The following is an 18,717-nucleotide window of genomic DNA, read 5'->3' on the forward strand; positions in this document are numbered from 1 at the left end:
GAGATCTACACCTAAGCCTTCGTCGGCAGCGGCAGAGGTGTATAAGGGACAGCTTCAGGAGCCTCCATGACCACCGAATTTTTCTGGCGACTGCCGCTGGGCACCGATGGCCCGCAGTTGTCCACCGACCGCCACAACCGGGGCAACCCACAGCACCGCCCCGGCAATATCGCCCCCGGCCGCCTGCCCAACGGTGAGCGCGACGGCTTCACCTACATCGACTACATCGCCCAGGTGGCCAAGGCTGCGGAACTCGCCGGTTTCGAGGGCGCCCTGCTGCCCACCGGCCCCGAGCCCTGGATCGCCGCCGCCGCCCTGGCGCGGGAGACTCGGCGCCTACGCTTTCTGATCGCCTTCCAGGCCACTTGGACCTTGCCCGCCTATGCCGCGCAACAGGCTGCCATCCTGCAGAACCTCAGCGGCGGCAGGCTGGACTGGAACATCATCACCGGCGGCAACCCGGCCAGCCAGCGCGCCCATGGCGATTTTCTCGAGCATGACCTGCGCTACCAGCGCACCGGCGAGTTTCTCGACGTCATCCAGGGCCTGTGGGAGCACGACAGATTCTCCTACGAAGGTGACGTCTACCGCCTGGAAAACGGCAGCCTGCCAGCTGGCCTGCAACAGGAACGCAAACCGGGTGTGTACTTCTCCGGTTTCTCCGATGCCGCGCTGGAAGTGGCCGCGCGCCACGCGGACGTCTACCTGAACTGGGCCGAACCGATCGACAAGCTCAAGCCCCACATCGAGCGGGTTCGGGAACTGGCCGACAAACAGGGCCGCAGCGTGCGTTTCGGGCTGCGCGTCGACCTGTTCGCCCGCGAGACCGAAGAGCAGGCCTGGCGCGAGCTGCGCCAGCAGTTCGAACGCCTGGAAGGCAAGGCCAGCGCCGCGGCCAAAGGCTTCGTGAGCGGCTCCGATTCGGTGGGTGGCGCACGCCAGGCAGCCTACCACCAGCATTTGCAGGGGTTTGACGAACTGGTCCTGGCACGCAACCTCTGGGCCGGTTTCGCCAAGGCCAAGCCCGGCCCCACCGTGGGCCTGGTAGGCAGCCACCAGAACATCGCCGAGCGCCTGGCCGAATACCGCGACGCCGGCTTCAGCACCTTCATCCTGGCCGGCAACCCACACCTGGAAGAAGCCCTGCGCATCGGCCAGGAGGTGCTGCCGCTGGTTCACCCACGCAGCGCAAGCCACCCTCTGCAGGCCAGCGCCTGACAACGTTTCGGAGCATGAACATGAGCGAACCTCTGGATACCCTCTGGTATACCCGCTGCCCAGTGCCGACAGGCCTGGGCATTGCGGTACAACAAGGCTGGCTGCAGGAAGACCTGGCGCACCTGGGCACCCAGGTGCAATCGGTGCGCGAAGCCGACCAACAGGCCGTGCGCGAATCGCACTTCGACCACAGCCTGCGCAACTCGGTGCGCCACGGCGGCAGCATCCCAGCGATCTGGGCCCGCGCCCAGGGCCGTGAAACCCGAGTGATTGGCCTGTCGTGGGCCGACGAAGCGCAACTGATCCTGACCCGCCCGGACAGCGGCATCCACACTGTCAAAGACCTCAAGGGCCGCCGCTTCGGCCTGCCTGACTGGGCATCGGCGCAAATTGACTTCACCCGCGCCCAGGCCCTGCGCGGCCTGGAAAACGCACTGAAACTCGCCGGGCTGCAGGTCGGCGATGTCGAGCTGGTCAATTACCGCTACACGGGCACCTTCAGCGATCGCCCCGTGCGCAACGTGGCCGGCACGCCGGTCTCCGCCAGCCAGAGCGAAGGCCGCAACCTGGAACTGGCGGCCTTGCTGCGTGGCGAAGTCGACGCGATCTTCCTCAAGGGGGCCAGCGCCGTACAACTGGCCCACGCCTTCGCCCTGCACACGGTGATCGACACGGGCAGCCACCCCGACCCGCTGATCCGCAGCAACAACGGCACGCCGCGCACCCTGGCGGTCGATGAGCATTTGCTGCAAGCCCATCCGCAGGTGGCCCGCACCCTGCTTGGCGCGGTCTTACGCGCCGAGCGCTGGGCTCACCAGCACCCGGACGAAACCCGCCGTTACCTGGCCCGCGAAACCAATAGCAGCGAGTATTGGGTCAGCGTCGCCTATGGCAACGATGCGCACCTGCGCCTGAGCACCGGGCTGGACGACCAGGCCATCGACGCGTTGCAGGACTTTGTCGAGTTTCTCAAGCGCTGGCGCTTCATCCCGGCCCGGTTCGATGTGCGCGAGTGGATCGATCGCCGGCCACTGCAACACCTGCAGGCCCCCACCCCCATGGACAGGAAGCCCGTTACCCCATGAGCAAGCCTTTGGAAACTCTCTGGTACACCCACAGCCCCGTGCCCACCGGCCTTGGTATTGCCGTGCAGTCGGGGCGGCTGGCCGAGGCGTTTGCGCCGTTCGGCACCAACATCCAGTCGCTGCGCGAGTCCAGCGAACGGGAGGTGCGCGAAGCCCATTACGATCATCACCTGCAGAACTCCGTGCGCCATGGCGGCAACATCCCGGCGATCTGGGCCTATGCCAGCGGCGTCGACACCCGTGTGCTGGGGCTGTCGTGGAGCGACGAGGTGCAGTTGATCCTGACCACCGAAGAAAGCGGTGTGCGCAGCATCAAGGACCTCAAGAACCGCCGCTTCGGCCTGCCGAAATGGGCCAACGTCCAGATCGATTTCACCCGTGCCCAGGCCCTGCGAGGGCTTGAGAACGCGCTGAAACTCGAAGGCCTGGCCGTGGCCGATGTGGAGCTGGTCGACTACCCCTACGGCGGTACCTACAGCGACGACGCCAAGCAACACCTGTATGGCGCCGAAGTGAGCCTGGGCACCAGCCGTTTCAGCCGCCGCAACAACGAGTTGATCGGCCTGCTGCGCGGCGATATCGACGCGATCTTCCTCAAGGGCGCCCACGCCGTTCACCTGGCCCACGAGTTCGGCCTGCGCGTCGTGGTCGACACCGGCAGCCACCCGGACCCGCTGATCCGCAGCAACAATGGCACCCCGCGGACCTTGACCGTCGACAGTCACCTGCTGGAGGAGCACTTCGATGCCAGCCGCACGTTGGTCGACACCGTGCTGCGCACCGAACAGTGGGCGTGGGCCAACCCTGAGGAAACCCGGCGCTTTCTCGCCCGTGAACTGAACACCAGTGAATACTGGGTGGCAGCGGCCTACGGCGACGACGCGCACAGGCGCCTGCGTACCACGCTGGACAGCCGCTCGATCGAGGCGCTGCAGGACTTTACCGAGTTCCTGTTCCGCTGGGCGTTCATACCGCGTCGCTTCGATGTGCGGGAATGGATCGATTTCAGGGTGCTGGAGAGTGTGATCGGTTCGACTTCACGGTTGGCCGTGTAACCGAGGGGGCGCTGGGCGCCCCCCACCCTCTGGACCACAGACTGCTGCCTGGCCAGCACCTGCTGCCCCAGCAGCACCCGCCAAGCACCCCGCTGCTGCCCTGCCTGCAATCGGCCTCATCACCACCTAACTAATCCTTATAAATCAATTAGTTACCAACATGGCACAGTCCCTGCTCTAGCCCTCCCCAACAACGCTTTACACACGGGGAGATCCACCATGCACCAGCTCCATCCACTGGCCCGTCACGTCAGCCTCGCGCTGCTGCTGGCCGGCACCGGTAGCCAGGCCATCGCCGCCAGCGCAGACAACAAGAGCGAACCGGCCCTGGAAACCGTCACGGTCACTGCCCAGCATCGCGAGCAGACCTTGCAGGAAGTGCCGGTCGCGGTGTCGGCAATCAAAGGCACCAGCATCACCGCCGACGGCGTGCGCTCGATGGGCGACATCACCACCTTCGTCCCCAACGCCGCTGCCAAGAACCCCGACGGTGATGGCCGCCCACGCTGGTACATCCGCGGCCTGGGCACCGGTGACACCGGCGCGGCGACGGTGTACCCGGTGGGCATCTACGCCGACGACGTCTACCTCAACGCACCGATCGCCGGTGGCGGGCCGCTGTTCGACCTGGAGCGCATCGAGATCCTGCGCGGGCCACAGGGCACCCTTTACGGCAAGAACACCACGGCCGGTGCGGTGAATGTGATTTCCAAGAAACCGACCTTCGACACCGACGGCTACGGCACCATCGGTTTGGGCAGCAAGAACGAGCGCATCGTCACCGGCGCCGTCGGTGGCGCCCTGGTCGATGACAAGCTGGCCGGGCGCGTGTCGTTGTACTCCGAGGAACGCGACGGCTTCCAGCACAACGACTACGACGGCCACACCTATGGTGACGTGAACAAGAAGGCCATCCGCCTGCAGTTCCTCGCCCAGCTCAACCCCGACCTGGACGCCCTGCTGAAGCTGCACAGCCGCCAGTTCAAAGGCGATGGCAGCAATGGCTCGCTGCCGGTCGGGCGCTACTACAACGTCGGCTACGAACGCCCCCACGGCCGCGACATCGCGCTGAACGTCAACGAAGACTACCGCCTCGACCACGACGGTGCTTCGCTGACCTTCAACTGGTACCTGGGCGACTACACCCTGACCTCCATCAGCGCCTACGACTACATCCGCAACCGCTCCACCACCGACGCCGACTACACCCCCTACGAGGTCAACGGCGCGGCGATCACCGACAACAGCTACCGCCAGTGGTCCCAGGAGCTGCGCCTGGCCTCTGCGCAGGACCGCCCACTGCATTGGTTGGTGGGCGCTCACTACTTCCATGAAGACCTCGACAGCGCCGCCCAGCGCATCGTGACCCCAGGCACTACACCCAACGGCACGGGTTCGAACCAGGTGGGCACCACCGCATTTCGCGACATGGGTTATGACCACCGCACCGACAGCTATGCGCTGTTCGGCAACCTGACCTACGACTTCACCGATGCCTTCAGCGTCACCGGCGGCCTGCGCTGGACCCAGGAGAAAAAGGACATTGACCTGGACCTGACGCAACTGACCCGCGCCACTGCCAACGGCCCGCTGATCCCGCTGGCAGGGGTTGGCACCAACGGCAATCGCCAGGAAGACAAGACCTGGGAAGCCTGGACCTACGACCTGACACCTGAGTACCGCATCAACGACAACCTGCGGGTGTTCTTCCGCTACGCCCACGGTTTCCGCTCCGGCGGTTTCAACACTGGCCTTTCGACCAGCCTGGCGCAGTTGACCACGGTCGATCCGGAAGAACTGGACGCTTACGAACTGGGCCTTAAGTCGGAGTGGTTCGACCGCCGCCTGACGGTCAATGCCAACGTCTTCTACTACGACTACTCCGATATCCAGGTGAACCTGCTGACGGTCAACAACGGCGTGCTGACCACGGCGCTGACCAACGGCGCCAAAGGCAAGGTCAAAGGTGCCGAGCTGGAAATCGAGGGCCAGCCGACCGAACGCCTGCACCTGCGTGCGGCGGTGTCGTTCCTGGATACCGAGTACACCGACTTCAAGAACACCAACCCCACCACGGGGGCAGTCACGGGTGATTACAGCGGCAACAGCTTCGTGCGCTCGCCGCGCAACGTGGTATCGCTGGGCGCCGACTACACCATCGCGCTGGATATCGGCGGCAAGCTGGTGGCAGGGGGCGACGTAAGCTTCCGCGACAAGGAGTACTTCCTCGCCGACCGCCAGAGCAGCGCTGACGCCACCCTCACCCAGCCCCACTACACCCTGGCCAACACACGCCTGACCTGGTTCAGCGCCGACGACAAGCTCAGCGTGACCGGCTTCGTCAACAACCTCACCGACCGTCGCTACCAGGTGCACGGCCGGCCCAACGGCACCGCCGGGCAGTACGTGATCACCTATGGCGACCCCCGCACGGTCGGCCTGAGTGTCACCAGCCGCTTCTAGGTCCATTTCGGGCCCTGGCACCGGCTCTGTGGGAGCCGGCTTGCCGATGGACCCGCACCGCCACCCCACCTTCAGCAGGAACCTCTATGCCCCACCACACCCCCTTGGCCAGCGCCATCGCCCTGGCTATCGGCAGCCTTGCCATGCCCGCCTTCGCCGCCCCGGCCAACGACCGCCTCGATACCGTGGTCGTGGTCGGTACCCACCGCAGTGACGTCACCGCCTTGCAAAGCGCCGCGCCGGTCGACGTGCTGAGCGGCGAGAAACTGCAGGAAACCGGTGCCAGCGATCTGTCGGGGGCCCTCACGGCGCTGTCCCCGTCGTTCAGCTTCCCGCAATCGCCCCAGGGCGCCTTCGCTGGCTCCATTGCCCAGGGCGCGTCCCTGCGTGGCCTGGCCTCCGACCAGGTGCTGGTGCTGGTCAACGGCAAGCGTCGCCACACCAGCGCCAACGTCACCCGCCAAGGCCTGGTCAACGCCCGCGGCGCAGCCGCAGTGGACCTCAGCCTGATCCCGTTGTCGGCCATCGAACGGGTGGAGATCCTGCGCGATGGCGCCGCTGCCCAGTACGGCTCGGACGCCATCGCCGGGGTGATCAACATCGTTCTCAAGGAGCGCGACGAAGGGGGCAACGCCGGCTACCGCTTCGGCGGCTACGACAAAGGCGACGGCCTGCAGCGCAAGCTCAGCGGCTGGAAGGGCTTTGCCCTGCCCAACGACGGTTTCCTCACCCTGGCCTTCGATGCCGGCAGCCAGGACCCGGCCAGCGATACCCGTGATGACAACCGCCTCTTCTACCCAGGCTCCACCAGCATCAATACCCCACGCGAGCAGAACAACCGCTACCGCAACTGGCGTTGGGGCTCAGGCAATGTCTCGGACCAGTACAACTTCACCGCCAATGCCGAGATGGGCCTGACCGACGGCCTGAGTGCCTATGGCTTTGCCACCTACGCCCACAAGAACACCGATGCCGAGAACTTCTTCGACCCACCCACCACCCTGCGCAACAACTACGGCAGCGTGGCCCTGGCGCGCTACCCCGATGGCCGCCTGCCGGTGACCCGCTATGGCCTGGAGGATTTTGCCGTCACCGGTGGCCTGCGCTGGGAGAACGAGGCCCTGGGCAACTTCGACCTGGCACTGAACTACGGCAACGACCGGCTCGACTCCACCGATCGCGATGCCATCAACCCCAGCTGGGGCAACGCCAGCCCGTCGACCATCTACACCGGCCGCCGCGAAGCCGACCAGACCAACCTGACCCTGGACTGGACCCGCGACTTCGCCAATGACTGGCTGTTCAAACCGCTGACCGTCTCTGCAGGGCTCGCCTGGCGCCAGGAGAACTACGACCTGAGCGCTGGGGATGCGGCGGGCTGGTCCAACGGGCCGCTGTTCAACACCCTCGACCCGGTGACTGGCCGGCGCTTACCGGGTTACTACTCAGGCATCACCCAAGTCGATGCCGTGTCGCTCGACCGCCGCGTGATCGGGGCGTACCTCGATGTCGAAGCGCAGATCACCGAAAAATTCCAGGCCGGTGTAGCGGTGCGCAGCGAGCACTATTCGGACTTTGGCGACACCACCAACGGCAAGCTGTCGCTGCGCTACGACTTCACCCCCGAAATTGCCGCCCGGGCCAGCGCCAGCACCGGCTACCGCGCGCCCTCGCTGGTGCAGAGCGGGCTGTCGTCGTTCAGTGTGCAGGTGGTCGAACAGCCGCCAGGCAGCGGCAACTGGGTCGAGGTGCAGCAGCGCACCCTGCGTGCCGACAGCCCAGAAGCGGCGCTGTTAGGCGGCAAGTCGCTCAAGCCCGAAGAGTCGACCAACTTCTCTGTGGGCCTGGTCTGGCGTCCGCTGCCCAATGCCTCGCTGACTCTCGATGCCTACCGCATCGACATCGACAACCGCATCACCCTGTCCGATCAACTGCCCTCGTCGGTGGTCACGCCCATTTTCGCCGGCACCCCATACGCCAACATCCAGAGTGCGGCGTTCTACACCAACATCGCCGACACCCGTACCGATGGCGTCGAGCTGGCAGGCCACTATCAGCTCGAGCTGGGCCGCTGGGGCCGCCTGGACCTCAACGGCGGCTATGCGCGCAACAACACCCGTATCACCGGCCTGGACGACGTGGGGGGTATCCCAGGCAACCAGATCATCGGCCGCAATACCCAAGGGCTGATCGAAGACGGCACGCCCAAAGACAAACTGACCCTCAGCGCCAATTGGCTGTATGACGGCTGGAGCCTCACCGTGGCCCAGCGGCGTTATGGCGAATGGAAGAACCGCAACGCCGCCAACCCGACGCTGGACCAGACCTTCAGCCCGCAGTGGGTGACCGACCTGGACCTGTCGTACCGCTTCGACCTGGGCCTGACCTTGTCGGCCGGTGCGATCAATCTGTTCGACAGCCACCCGGACAAGCTCAAGGGCGCGCAGCTCTATGGCGTGCCGAAGTACTCCATCACCAGCCCCGAGGGCGCGCAGGGGGCGTTCTACTACACCAGCGTGAGTTACGACTTCTGACCCAAGGCCCTGCATTACTGCAGCGCGGCGTTGCTGACCGCCTGCTGCTGGAGCAACAGTTGCATGCTGCTCCAGCAGCACTGGTTTCCCGCACCCCGTGTTTCAAGGCTGTCACGGCCTGGCACAGCTCTTGCGACGCCTTGGGCAACTTCCGTTATCCCAAGGCCCATCATGCGCTTGCTCTGCTTCCTCACCTGGCTGATTTCGCCCGTGGTCCTGCTCGCCGTCTGGGCGCTGGTGGCCAGCGCCGGCCTGTTCCCGAGCAATGTGCTGGTGCCCCCGCAAGAAGTCTGGCTCAGCTTCACCGAACTGCTGGCCAGCGGCGAGTTACAGGAACACTTGGCCGGTAGCCTGTCGCGGCTGGCCTTGGGCTTTAGCCTTGGAGCGCTGGGCGGCCTGGCCTTCGGCGCCGCGCTGGCCTTGTCGAAAACCGTGGAGGCTTACTGCGCACCGCTGTTCCACACCCTGCGGCAGATCCCCAGCATTGCGCTGATCCCTATGTTCGTCCTGCTGTTCGGTGTGGATGAGGCGTTCAAGGTCGTGATCGTCGCCAAGACAGCGTTCTTCCCGGTGGCACTGGCCACCTGCGAGGGGGTGCGCGCCATACCGCGCAGCCATTTCGAGGTAGCCGCCGTGTACCGCCTGCGCTGGCCCACGCTGGTGAGCCGCATTGCCCTGCCCGCAGCGTTGCCCGCCATCGTCACCGGGGTACGAATCGCCCTGACCCGCGCCTGGGTGGTGCTGGTGGCCTGTGAGCTGCTCGCCGCCGACAGCGGCCTGGGGCAGATGATCGAAATGGGCCGGCAGATGCTGCGTATCGACGTGGTGATGGTCGGCGTGGTGGTCACCGGCGTGATCGGGTTCACCCTGGATTACGGCCTGCGTCGTGTCGAGCGACGTTTTACCGCCTGGCAAAGCCGCTGAGGAGCTGCTGATGAAACTCAATCACCTGCGTGGACTGTTGCTGCCCCTGTTGCTGCTCGGCGCCTGGGAGTATGCCTCGCGCCAGGACGCCGCCGGCGCCTACGCGTTCGTACCCTTGACCCAGGTGGGTTCGGCGTTGGCTGAACTGTTGGCCAGCGGCGAACTGCTGGTCAACCTCTGGGCAAGCCTGGTACGCACCTGCACGGGCCTGGCCATTGGCATGGTCGCAGGCATCGGCCTTGGCGCCTTCATGGCCCTGTCGCCGACTGCCAACCGCCTGATCGCTCCGTTGTTCCATGCCTTGCGGCAAGTGCCGATGCTGGGCTGGATACCCTTGATTGCGCTGTGGTTGGGCAACGGCGAAAGCGCCAAGTTGCTGATCGTCAGCCTGGCAGCGCTGTACCCGATGGTGCTCAACACCTTCGAAAGCCTGCGCCAGGTCGAGGGCCGCCACCGTGAAACTGCGCGGGTGCTGATGCTGGGCCGCTGGCAGCAGCTACGCCTGATCCTGTTGCCTGCCGCGTTGCCCGGCATCGCCGCGGGCGTACTGCAAGCCTTGGCCTTCGCCTGGGTGACCTCGGTGGGCAGCGAGCTGTTCCTGTCCTCCGGTGCCGGCCTGGGCAGCCTGATGATGAACGCCGAGGCCGCTGCACGCATGGAGGTGATCGTGGTCTGCGTGCTGTGCATCGGCCTGTGCGGTTACCTGATGTCCTGGCTCTGCACCCGCCTCGCCCGGCGCTTGCTGCGCTGGCGCCCGACTCACTGATGTCCGAATTCTCAAGAGCCTCGACCATGAACGCCCTCGCCCACTCGCTTCACACCAGCGCCGAAACCGGCGCATTGACTGTCCGCAGACTGCGCAAGCAGTACCCGCTCAAGGGCAAGCCGGTGCCGGTACTGGAAAACATCGACCTGGACATACGCCCAGGTGAATTTGTCAGCATTCTCGGCGCCAGCGGCTGCGGTAAGTCGACCCTGCTGCGGCTGATCGTCGGCCTCGATCAGGACTACCAAGGGCAGATTCTGCTCGACCGCCAGCCGGTGCGCGGCCCCGGCCTGGAGCGCGGCATCGTGTTCCAGGACCACCGCCTGTTCCCGTGGATGACCCTGCAGCAGAACATTGCCCTGGCGTTGAAGAACCACGACATGCCGGCCGCGCACAAGGCTCGCCTGGTGGCAGACCATATCGCGTTGGTGGGCCTGGGCGGGTTCGAAACCGCCTACCCGCACCAGCTCTCCGGCGGCATGGCCCAGCGCGCGGCCATCGCCCGGGCGTTGGTCAACAAACCCAAGGTGCTGCTGCTCGATGAGCCGCTTGGCGCGCTCGACGCACTCACGCGGGTGCGGCTACAGCAGGAGTTGCAGCGTATCTGGCTGCAGGAGCGCTGCACCGTGATCATGGTCACCCACGACATCGAGGAAGCGCTGTACCTGGGCGACCGGGTGATTGTGATGGATGCCCACCCAGGGCGGATTCGCGAAGACCTGCGCATCGAGCTGCCGCACCCGCGCGAGCGTGACAGCACCTTGCTGCATGATTACAAGCAGCGCCTGTTGAACGAACTGGTCGGGCATTGAAGCGGGCGGGCGCCCGGCGACGGACGGCGATTTGAAAGCGCATGAACAAATCTTCATCTTGGCTGTGAGCGCCCTGATCGCGGGGGCAAGCGCCGAGCACCCACCCTCGCGCAGTGCTGCATGCCTTGAGGGCAGGCGCCCGCACGCGTAGCATCGCCGCCCCGCATACTTGTGGGAGCTGGCTTGCCAGCGATTCGAGTGCGTAGCACTCGTCTGCATCCATGTTGGCTGGCCTGGCGCAATCGCTGGCAAGCCAGCTCCCACAGGTTTCGCGTTCAGCCGATACACCACTGCCCATGCCCCAACCGATCCCTCTGAAGGACCACGAAAAGGAAAAGCACCTGGTCAACCGCCGGCTCCTGGCCTGCGCAGCCCTGGTCTTCTGCCTGGTGACAGTCCTGGTCGGCCGGCTGTATGTGTTGCAGGTCCTGCAGCACGACCAGCAGAGTGCAGTATCGGAAAACAACCGCGTACACGTGCTGCCCATCGCCCCCGAGCGCGGGCTGATCTACGACCGCAATGGCGTGGTGCTGGCCGACAACAAGCCCAGCTTCGACCTGACCATGACCCGCGAACGCGCCGGCGACTCGGCCAAGGTACTCGATACCCTGGCGCAGATCCTGAGCCTGGGCGAAGACGACCGTAGGCAGTTCGACAAGGACCTGCGCCGGGGCCGCAAACCGTTCGAGCCCGTGACCCTGATGGTGGGCCTGACCGAAGAGCAGATCGCGCTGGTCGCGGTCAACCAGTTCCGCCTGCCCGGGCTGGACGTCGAGCCGCAGTTCATCCGCGAATACCCCCTGGCCGAGCACTTCGCCCATTCGGTCGGTTATGTCGGGCGCATCAACGAAAAAGAAGCCAAGGCCCTCGACAGTACCGAGTACCGCGGCACCCAATCGATCGGCAAGACCGGTATCGAACACTTCTACGAAAGCCAACTGCACGGCCATGTGGGCTACGAGGAGGTCGAGACCAACGCCCAGGGCCGAGTGATGCGCGTGCTCAACCACCAGGCCCCGGTCCCCGGCAAGGACATCGTTCTAAGCCTTGACGCGCACCTGCAACTGGCCGCCGAGAAGGCGCTGGGTGACCGCCGGGGTGCGGTGGTGGTACTGGACCCGGCCAACGGCGATGTACTGGCGATGGTCAGCAACCCCAGCTTCGACCCCAACCTGTTCGTCAAGGGCATCAGCTTCAAGCAGTACGCTGCCCTGCGCGACTCGATCGACCGGCCACTGTTCAACCGCGTATTGCGCGGGCTGTATGCGCCAGGCTCGACGGTGAAGCCGGAAGTGGCCATCGCCGGCCTGGACAGTGGCGTCATCACCCCGGGCAGCAGGGTCTTCGACCCCGGTTACTACGAGCTGCCCAACTACGACCACAAATACCGCAACTGGAACCGCAGTGGCGATGGCTGGGTGGACATGTACACCGCCATCATGCGTTCCAACGACACCTACTTCTACGACCTGGCGCACAAGCTGGGCATCGATCGCCTGCACGACTACATGGCCGAGTTCGGCCTGGGCCAGAAGGTATCGCTGGACATGAACGAAGAGGCTGCCGGGCTGATGCCGTCAGCCCAGTGGAAACGCGCCACCCGCCGCCAAGCCTGGTTCCCCGGCGAAACGCTGATCCTCGGCATCGGCCAGGGCTACATGCAGGTCACGCCGCTGCAACTGGCCCAGGCCACCAGCCTGCTGGCCAGCAAGGGCGCCTGGCACCGCCCGCACCTGGCCATGACCGTGGGCGACGAAACGCCGGTGGACCCGAACCCGATGCCAGACATCGTGCTGCATGACAAGCACGCCTGGGACCAGGTCAGCCAGGGCATGCAGATGGTCATGCACGACCCGCGCGGCATTGCCCGCGCCGCCGCCGCGGGTGCCCAGTACCGCATCGCCGGCAAGAGCGGCACGGCGCAGGTGGTGGCGATCAAGCAGGGCGAGCGCTACAACCGCAACAAAACCCTCGAACGCCATCGGGACAATGCCCTGTTCGTCGGCTTCGCCCCGGCTGACCACCCCAGCGTGGTGGTGGCGGTGATGATCGAGAACGGCGAAGCCGGTGGCCGGGTGGCCGGGCCAGTGGTGCGCGAAGTGATGGATGCCTACCTGCTGGACGAGCAAGGGCATCTGAAGCCACAGTATGCCGGGGGCGCCGTACCCAGGCAGGTTCCGCGCACCTGAGCCCCCTGGCAGCCTGCCCCGACCGGGAACACTTGCGTTGCAAAACGCTACATTTCGAAGCAGCGCTGCCTGACCCTCGGTGTGCCCTCGCCCACGCAGCCTGGCCCATGCCATCTGTTTAAACCCATGAATATCAAGGTATTACCCCACACGCACGGGTACCACGGCGATCTCCAGGCCCACTTTTTGCTTGAATATTCAAGTGAATAGTAATGCATAGCCTGTAGACCGAGAGTTCGCCCAAGCGATCCAATCAACGCCCACCGTGCGAGGCACCCATGACCCCTGCAAGCCGTATTTGCGACGACCACTTCCAGGCTTGGCTCAGCCAGGTCAACGAAGCCTGCGGCCAGTTCAACGGCCGCAAACTCGACCCAGGCTTCGTCGGCCAACTGGAAAAGTGCCAGGCGGGCCAGATCTCCATGAGCATCGTCGACATGACCCAGGTCAACCTGTTTCGGGGCCCGCGGGAAATCCGCGCCAGCGGAGCCGACAACTACTATGCCGTGCTGCAGCTGGCGGGCACTTCGCGCATCGAGCACCAGGAGGCGCGCATCGAGTTGCAGGCCGGCGATCTGACCTTGATCGATGCCAGCGCCCCGCTGGACATGCACTTTCACCAGCGCTCTCGCCAGTTGTCGCTGATCCTGCCGCGCGCCCAGGTGCAAAGTGGCACCCGCGGGGTAGGCGTGGCCTGCGCCAGGCGCATCGAGGCGGGTACGCCATTGGCCAGCATGGCCCGCCAGTTGATGCTCGAAGCCGGTCGCAACCAGCGCATGGCCAACAGTGAGAGCCAGGCGGTGCTCGATGCGCTGATCGCCCTGCTGCGCCCGGCCATCAGCCAGGACGCAGTGCCCGGCAGCCACGAACGCATGTTCCGCAAGGCCCTGGCGCTGATCGACCGGAACATTGCCTGTGAGGGCCTGAGCCCCGAACTCATCGCCCGTGAAGTCGGTATCTCGATGCGCAGCCTGTACCGCATCTTCGCCAAGCACGACCTGGTCATCGCCCAGTACATTCGCAACCGCCGCCTCGACTTCTGCGCCGAAAGCCTGCGCAATCCCGCCATGGACCAGAAGGTGTCGTCGCTCGGTTATGCCTGGGGCTTTTCCGATTCGAGCTACTTCAGCACCGCCTTCAAGGCCCGCTTTGGCATGACCCCGGGCGAGTATCGCAAGCGCCACGCCAACTGATCGGCAGGCTGCACGGGTCGGCGATGAAGCCCGTCCAGGCAGCCACTGACAAGCCCAGTAAATAGCCTGTCAGGCACAACAAAACGTGCCGGCGCGGGTTGGCGCACAATCCGAGGAAACGCCCACAAGCCTTCAGGAACCGTGCGTGATGCCAACCGTCGTCCCCAGCAAGTTCGCAATTCCCTTCCTGCTCGCCGCTCTGGCCAGCCCTCTGGCACTGGCCGAGGAATGCGCAGCCCCGCAAGCCCACCAAGGCGAACAGGTATTCGCCCGCGACTGCGCGGCGTGCCACTCGGCGCAAAAGAACGGCCCACAGATGATGGGCCCCAACCTTCATGACGTACTGGGCCGTACCCCCGGGACGGTGCCGGGCGCCAACTACTCGCAAGCGATGAAAGCGCACCAGGCAGCCTGGACCGCGCAAAGCATCAACGCCTTCATCGCACAGCCGCAAGCCGCCGTGCCGGGCACCTACATGCCCTATGCCGGGCTGCCGGATGCCGCCGAGCGCCAGGCAGTGACCTGCTTCCTGGCCGGCCTGAAGTAAACCCGCCCTCCTCTGCCCAGGCCCCGCAACGGGGCCATTTGTGTTTTGGCACAACGCCAAAGGCAACTGGCAGCCAGGGCAAAAACTGGCGCTCGGGCTTGCTGCATGATCGTTGGCAGGTCTTCAGAACCTCTGCCAAACCCATAAAAAAGGAAGCCAGACCATGCCGCACCGCCCGTTTCGCCTCAGCCTGGCCGCGATCCTCGCCGGGGTCTCGTTGCAGGCGCCCGCCCTGGAGCTGTACAGCGATACCGAACGCCATCTCAACGCCACTGTCGAGGCGGTGTTCGGGGCGTTCCACAGTGAAGAACGCTACGCCGTGGCCCGCGACCGTCCAGGCGCTGCGTCATGGCGCGAGGGCTATGTGAAATACGGCCTGAGCGCCGACCAGCGCCTGGGGAACAACGGTACTGTGTATGGTGCTTTTGCCCTGCTCAGCTCGGCGACCTGGGGCGATGGCGACGCAGCAGGGTTCAGCGATGGCAGCGAACGCACCACCAAGATCGAAGATGCCTACCTGGGCTGGAAGTCCGGCAACCAGGTGCCGCTGCTGGGAGAGGACGGCATCGACCTGTCGTTCGGCAAACAGATGGTCGCGGTCGGTGACGGCTTCCTGATCCAGGGTGACTCGCTGAACGTCGGCCATGGCTTGGCCGATGGCCAGTTCAACCGCGGTGGCGCCTACTACCTGGCAGCGCGCAAAAGCTTCGACAAGACCGCCGTGCTGCGCCTGGGCGGCAAACAGGGTTGGCGCGGCGACCTGATGTGGCTGCAGTCGGGCAACCGCGCCCAGGCCAACACCGAAATGCACGTGGCGACCCTCGAGCACGTCGCCGATGCCGGCACGGTGGGCCTGACCTACATCGGCACGACCCACGTCGACGCGCAGTACGCCTCGCCCCAACAGTTGGAGCGCGACGGCATGAAGACCTACAGCGTGCGCGCCCAAGGCAATGCAGGAGTGGACAACCTGTTCCTGTCCGGTGAGTACGCCAAGCAGAACAAGCCCCACAGCGCCGACGAGAACGCCTGGTACCTGGAAGCCGGCTGGACCTTTGCCGACCTGCCCTGGCAGCCGAACGTCAGCTACCGCTACAGCCGCTTCTCCGAGCAGTACGACACCCTGTTCTACGGGCTGGGTCGAGGCCTGGGCACCTGGTTCCAGGGTGAGGTGGCGGGCAACTATGCCGGCCCGTTCAACAGCAATGCGCGGGTGCAGAAGGTCGGCCTGAGTGTCAGCCCGGCAGCGTCGCTCACCGTGGGGGCTCTGTTGTTCAAGTTCGACACCCTTGACCGTGGCCTGGGCAACGTGGATGGGCGGGAACTGGACCTGTATGCCGAATGGACGATCAACGAACACCTGATGATCGTGCCCCTGGTGGGCCTGTACCAGCCGCACCGCAGTGCCGAGCAAGGCGGCACCCAACTGGGCAATGACAACAACAACCTGTACAGCCAAGTGGTGTTCGTCAGCACCTTCTGAGGCGCCGTGCGCAGGGGCGCACGGCGCCTCCTGGCCGTCAGGGTGTTTCCAGGTTGTGGAACACCACCTCCAGCATGCGGTTGAGCCGCTGCACCTGGGCCTCGGTCAAGCCCTTGAAGCTGCGCTGGAACAGGTCACGGGTCACGTCCTGCATGCGCTCGATGTTCTGCAGGCCTACCTCGGTGATACGTACCTGGGTCACGCGTCCGTCTTCCGGGCTAGGCGACGTCTCGACCAGGCCGTCGTCCTTCATGCGGTAGACGATCTTGGTGATGGTCGACAGCTTGGCGATGGCGTGGGTGGAAATCTCGGAAATGCTCGATTCACCGTTCTCGTTGAGGATCCACAACACGCGCCAGCGCGGCACATCGAGGTCGACCTTCTTGAGCAAACGTTCCATGTTCTGGGTGTAGCGGCCATGCACACGGGCCAGCCAGTAGAAAGGGAAATCTTCCTTGCGAAATTCATCGCTGGCGGGGTCGTGGTGGCTGTGGCCTTTGTTCTTCGAGTTGCTCATCGATTCACTACTTGTGCGGAAATAGTCGCGCCATCATAGACGTTTGCACGAATTTGGCTACCAGGGCGATAGGTTGACGGGGGGCAAAAGCAGCGCATAACTGCTGGAATATTCAGTTGACATTTCACGTAATAGTTACGCATGTTAACGCCTGGGCCACGGCCTGGCATCCCTCCCTGAAAAAGGCTGCATAACAATGACAATCATAGTTGAAACCCTCGACCTGGGCGGCGCCGGCCCCCGAGTCGTGGTCAAGGACACCATCGATGTCGCCGGTACCGCAACCCGCGCCTCCAGCCATGCGTTGGAACAGGCGCCCTTGGCCGAACGCCATGCCGATGTGGTCAACCAGTTGCTGGCCAACGGCGCACGGCTGACCGGCAAGGTCAGCCTGCATGAGCTGGCGTTTGGCACCACCGGCATCAACCACTACACCGGCACCGCGGCCAACCCGCGCTTTGCGGGGCGCATCCCCGGCGGCTCGTCCAGCGGCTCGGCGGCGGCAGTGGCTGCGGGCCTGGCCGATTTCAGCCTGGGTACCGACACCGGCGGCTCGGTGCGGATCCCGGCGTGCTGCTGCGGCGTGTTCGGCTTCAAGCCCACCTTTGGCCGCGTCAGCCGTAAAGGCGTGATGCCGGCGCGCACCAGCCTCGACTGCGTTGGCCCATTCGCCGCGAGCCTGCCGATGCTGGTACGGGCGATGACCATGATCGACCCCACCTTCGTCCCCGCCCAGGTACCGGCCAAGGCGCGCATCGGCGTATTGCGGGTGACCGCCGAAGCGGCGATTCACAAAGCGGTGCACGGCGCACTGACGGCAAGTGGCCTGTCGCTGGGCAATGTCGAGCTCAAGCACTTTGGCGCGGCTTACGACGCCGGTATGGTGGTCATCAACCGTGAGACCTTCGAGGGCTGCGGCCACCTGCTGGAAACCGGCAAGGTCGGTGCCGATATTGCCGGGCGCCTGGCTGCGGCGGGCCAGACGAGTGACAGCGCACTGGCGCAGGCCGAAGCGGTACGCCAGCGCTTTACCGAGGAAGTCGACCAGGCACTTGCCAGCTTCGATGTGCTGGCGTTGCCCACCATGCCCGACTTCCCGCTGCGCCTGGAAGAGGCTGCCGACACCCGCGCGGTGCTGGGCATGACCTCACTGGTGCGGCCATTCAACCTCTCGGGCCACCCGGCACTGAGCATTCCGCTGGGCAGCGAGGCCGGGTTGCCGGTTGGCTTGCAACTGGTGGCGGCCAAAGGTGCCGACGAGAAGCTGCTGGCGGTGGCCGAGCGGTTGTTGCTCAACCTGTATTCGACCCACTGAGGCTGGCCATGAGCGACCTTCGCGCACTGCACAAACGCCTGGATTATTTCGAGAGCCAGCAAGCCATTCGCGTTTGCATCAACCGCTACATGGAACTGTGCGACCAACTTGATGCCAGTACGCCCCTTGATGAACTGGCTGAGCTGTTCACCCAAGATGCCCTGTGGGAAGGCAAAGGCGCCAAGTACGCTGCCAGTTTCGGCGGCTACCGTGGGCGCGAGGCGATCCGGGGGATGTTCAGCACTTACATGAAGACCCCGGCACACTTCGCCTTGAACGTGCACTTCCTGACCAGTGAGGTCATCGAGGTAGCGGGTGACCAGGGGCAGGGACGCTGGGTGATGCTGCAGACCAGCACCTTTGCCGATGGCGCCTCGCACCTCAACGCTGCGCGGCTGACGGTTGGCTTCGCGCGGGAAGGACAACGCTGGCGCATGGCGCACTTCCAGACGGAAAACCTGTTCAGCCGGCCGGTAGGCACCTGGCACAGCGAGGCGCCGCTGCCAGTTCCCGAGCGCTGATCGAGGTGTGCCCTGCCCGGCCGTGCGCTCGGCCGGGCCAAGCCCCGCAGGCTGTCACATGTTGGTCACGCGACCGTCGTAATCTGCCGGGCAAC

The 18,717-nt window shown here is 65.0% G+C and carries 15 protein-coding genes; 14 read left to right on the forward strand and 1 reads right to left on the reverse strand.

Features of this window, described 5'->3' with window-relative positions:
* The first annotated feature begins 66 nt into the window (after positions 1 to 66).
* The 12 genes from L6D80_RS25765 to L6D80_RS25820 all read left to right on the forward strand — a co-directional run bounded on the left by L6D80_RS25765 (position 67) and on the right by L6D80_RS25820 (position 16,269).
* Positions 67 to 1,218, forward strand: coding sequence for an LLM class flavin-dependent oxidoreductase (locus L6D80_RS25765; protein WP_176512794.1), 1,152 nt, complete (start codon positions 67 to 69; stop codon positions 1,216 to 1,218).
* Between the two features lie 20 nt (positions 1,219 to 1,238).
* Positions 1,239 to 2,303, forward strand: coding sequence for an ABC transporter substrate-binding protein (locus tag L6D80_RS25770; RefSeq protein ID WP_054899783.1), 1,065 nt, complete (start codon positions 1,239 to 1,241; stop codon positions 2,301 to 2,303).
* Positions 2,300 to 3,358 carry an ABC transporter substrate-binding protein gene (locus L6D80_RS25775; protein ID WP_054899784.1) on the forward strand — a complete coding sequence of 353 codons (1,059 nt, stop codon included), beginning with the start codon at positions 2,300 to 2,302 and terminating at the stop codon, positions 3,356 to 3,358. Before L6D80_RS25770 ends, L6D80_RS25775 begins: the two co-directional genes overlap by 4 nt.
* A 219-nt stretch (positions 3,359 to 3,577) precedes the next feature.
* On the forward strand, positions 3,578 to 5,821 hold the full coding sequence (locus L6D80_RS25780; protein ID WP_176512795.1) for a TonB-dependent receptor: 2,244 nt from the start codon (positions 3,578 to 3,580) through the stop codon (positions 5,819 to 5,821).
* Between the two features lie 86 nt (positions 5,822 to 5,907).
* Positions 5,908 to 8,355 carry a TonB-dependent receptor plug domain-containing protein gene (locus tag L6D80_RS25785; protein WP_054899786.1) on the forward strand — a complete coding sequence of 816 codons (2,448 nt, stop codon included), beginning with the start codon at positions 5,908 to 5,910 and terminating at the stop codon, positions 8,353 to 8,355.
* Positions 8,356 to 8,526: 171 nt separating this feature from the next.
* Positions 8,527 to 9,279, forward strand: a complete 753-nt coding sequence (locus L6D80_RS25790; RefSeq protein ID WP_054899787.1) for an ABC transporter permease — start codon at positions 8,527 to 8,529, stop codon at positions 9,277 to 9,279.
* A 10-nt stretch (positions 9,280 to 9,289) separates the two neighbouring features.
* A complete protein-coding gene (locus tag L6D80_RS25795; protein ID WP_176512796.1) occupies positions 9,290 to 10,045 on the forward strand; it encodes an ABC transporter permease in 756 nt (251 codons plus the stop codon).
* Positions 10,046 to 10,071: 26 nt separating this feature from the next.
* Positions 10,072 to 10,857, forward strand: a complete 786-nt coding sequence (locus L6D80_RS25800) for an ABC transporter ATP-binding protein (RefSeq protein WP_176512797.1) — start codon at positions 10,072 to 10,074, stop codon at positions 10,855 to 10,857.
* A gap of 296 nt (positions 10,858 to 11,153) precedes the next feature.
* Complete coding sequence (mrdA, locus tag L6D80_RS25805; RefSeq protein WP_054899848.1) at positions 11,154 to 13,046, forward strand: penicillin-binding protein 2; 1,893 nt, start codon at positions 11,154 to 11,156, stop codon at positions 13,044 to 13,046.
* A gap of 278 nt (positions 13,047 to 13,324) precedes the next feature.
* Positions 13,325 to 14,239 (forward strand): transcriptional regulator FeaR, encoded by a 915-nt coding sequence (gene feaR, locus L6D80_RS25810; RefSeq protein ID WP_054899790.1) that lies wholly within the window; start codon positions 13,325 to 13,327, stop codon positions 14,237 to 14,239.
* A 148-nt stretch (positions 14,240 to 14,387) separates the two neighbouring features.
* Positions 14,388 to 14,786 (forward strand): c-type cytochrome, encoded by a 399-nt coding sequence (locus L6D80_RS25815; protein WP_054899791.1) that lies wholly within the window; start codon positions 14,388 to 14,390, stop codon positions 14,784 to 14,786.
* 163 nt (positions 14,787 to 14,949) lie between these two features.
* Complete coding sequence (locus tag L6D80_RS25820; protein WP_176512798.1) at positions 14,950 to 16,269, forward strand: alginate export family protein; 1,320 nt, start codon at positions 14,950 to 14,952, stop codon at positions 16,267 to 16,269.
* Positions 16,270 to 16,306: 37 nt separating this feature from the next.
* Here L6D80_RS25820 and L6D80_RS25825 read toward each other — a convergent pair whose 3' ends face one another.
* Complete coding sequence (locus tag L6D80_RS25825) at positions 16,307 to 16,786, reverse strand: MarR family winged helix-turn-helix transcriptional regulator (protein ID WP_054899793.1); 480 nt, start codon at positions 16,784 to 16,786, stop codon at positions 16,307 to 16,309.
* A gap of 196 nt (positions 16,787 to 16,982) precedes the next feature.
* On the opposite strand from L6D80_RS25825, the gene L6D80_RS25830 reads away from it, so the two are divergent.
* Together L6D80_RS25830 and L6D80_RS25835 are read left to right on the forward strand one after the other, a co-directional pair.
* Positions 16,983 to 18,101, forward strand: coding sequence for an amidase (locus L6D80_RS25830; RefSeq protein ID WP_176512799.1), 1,119 nt, complete (start codon positions 16,983 to 16,985; stop codon positions 18,099 to 18,101).
* 8 nt (positions 18,102 to 18,109) lie between these two features.
* Positions 18,110 to 18,622, forward strand: coding sequence for a nuclear transport factor 2 family protein (locus L6D80_RS25835; RefSeq protein WP_176512800.1), 513 nt, complete (start codon positions 18,110 to 18,112; stop codon positions 18,620 to 18,622).
* Positions 18,623 to 18,717: the final 95 nt, after the last annotated feature.

It is taken from the genome of Pseudomonas ceruminis (assembly GCF_021602025.1).
GTDB classification, from domain to species: domain Bacteria; phylum Pseudomonadota; class Gammaproteobacteria; order Pseudomonadales; family Pseudomonadaceae; genus Aquipseudomonas; species Aquipseudomonas ceruminis.

What these genes read in the sequence shown, in the direction of transcription:
- L6D80_RS25765 (WP_176512794.1), top strand. Translation starts at nt 67, where the DNA reads ATGACCACCGAATTTTTCTGGCGACTGCCGCTGGGCACCGATGGCCCG.
- L6D80_RS25770 (WP_054899783.1), top strand. Translation starts at nt 1,239, where the DNA reads ATGAGCGAACCTCTGGATACCCTCTGGTATACCCGCTGCCCAGTGCCG.
- L6D80_RS25775 (WP_054899784.1), top strand. Translation starts at nt 2,300, where the DNA reads ATGAGCAAGCCTTTGGAAACTCTCTGGTACACCCACAGCCCCGTGCCC.
- L6D80_RS25780 (WP_176512795.1), top strand. Translation starts at nt 3,578, where the DNA reads ATGCACCAGCTCCATCCACTGGCCCGTCACGTCAGCCTCGCGCTGCTG.
- L6D80_RS25785 (WP_054899786.1), top strand. Translation starts at nt 5,908, where the DNA reads ATGCCCCACCACACCCCCTTGGCCAGCGCCATCGCCCTGGCTATCGGC.
- L6D80_RS25790 (WP_054899787.1), top strand. Translation starts at nt 8,527, where the DNA reads ATGCGCTTGCTCTGCTTCCTCACCTGGCTGATTTCGCCCGTGGTCCTG.
- L6D80_RS25795 (WP_176512796.1), top strand. Translation starts at nt 9,290, where the DNA reads ATGAAACTCAATCACCTGCGTGGACTGTTGCTGCCCCTGTTGCTGCTC.
- L6D80_RS25800 (WP_176512797.1), top strand. Translation starts at nt 10,072, where the DNA reads ATGAACGCCCTCGCCCACTCGCTTCACACCAGCGCCGAAACCGGCGCA.
- mrdA (WP_054899848.1), top strand. Translation starts at nt 11,154, where the DNA reads ATGCCCCAACCGATCCCTCTGAAGGACCACGAAAAGGAAAAGCACCTG.
- feaR (WP_054899790.1), top strand. Translation starts at nt 13,325, where the DNA reads ATGACCCCTGCAAGCCGTATTTGCGACGACCACTTCCAGGCTTGGCTC.
- L6D80_RS25815 (WP_054899791.1), top strand. Translation starts at nt 14,388, where the DNA reads ATGCCAACCGTCGTCCCCAGCAAGTTCGCAATTCCCTTCCTGCTCGCC.
- L6D80_RS25820 (WP_176512798.1), top strand. Translation starts at nt 14,950, where the DNA reads ATGCCGCACCGCCCGTTTCGCCTCAGCCTGGCCGCGATCCTCGCCGGG.
- L6D80_RS25825 (WP_054899793.1), bottom strand. Translation starts at nt 16,786, where the DNA reads ATGAGCAACTCGAAGAACAAAGGCCACAGCCACCACGACCCCGCCAGC.
- L6D80_RS25830 (WP_176512799.1), top strand. Translation starts at nt 16,983, where the DNA reads ATGACAATCATAGTTGAAACCCTCGACCTGGGCGGCGCCGGCCCCCGA.
- L6D80_RS25835 (WP_176512800.1), top strand. Translation starts at nt 18,110, where the DNA reads ATGAGCGACCTTCGCGCACTGCACAAACGCCTGGATTATTTCGAGAGC.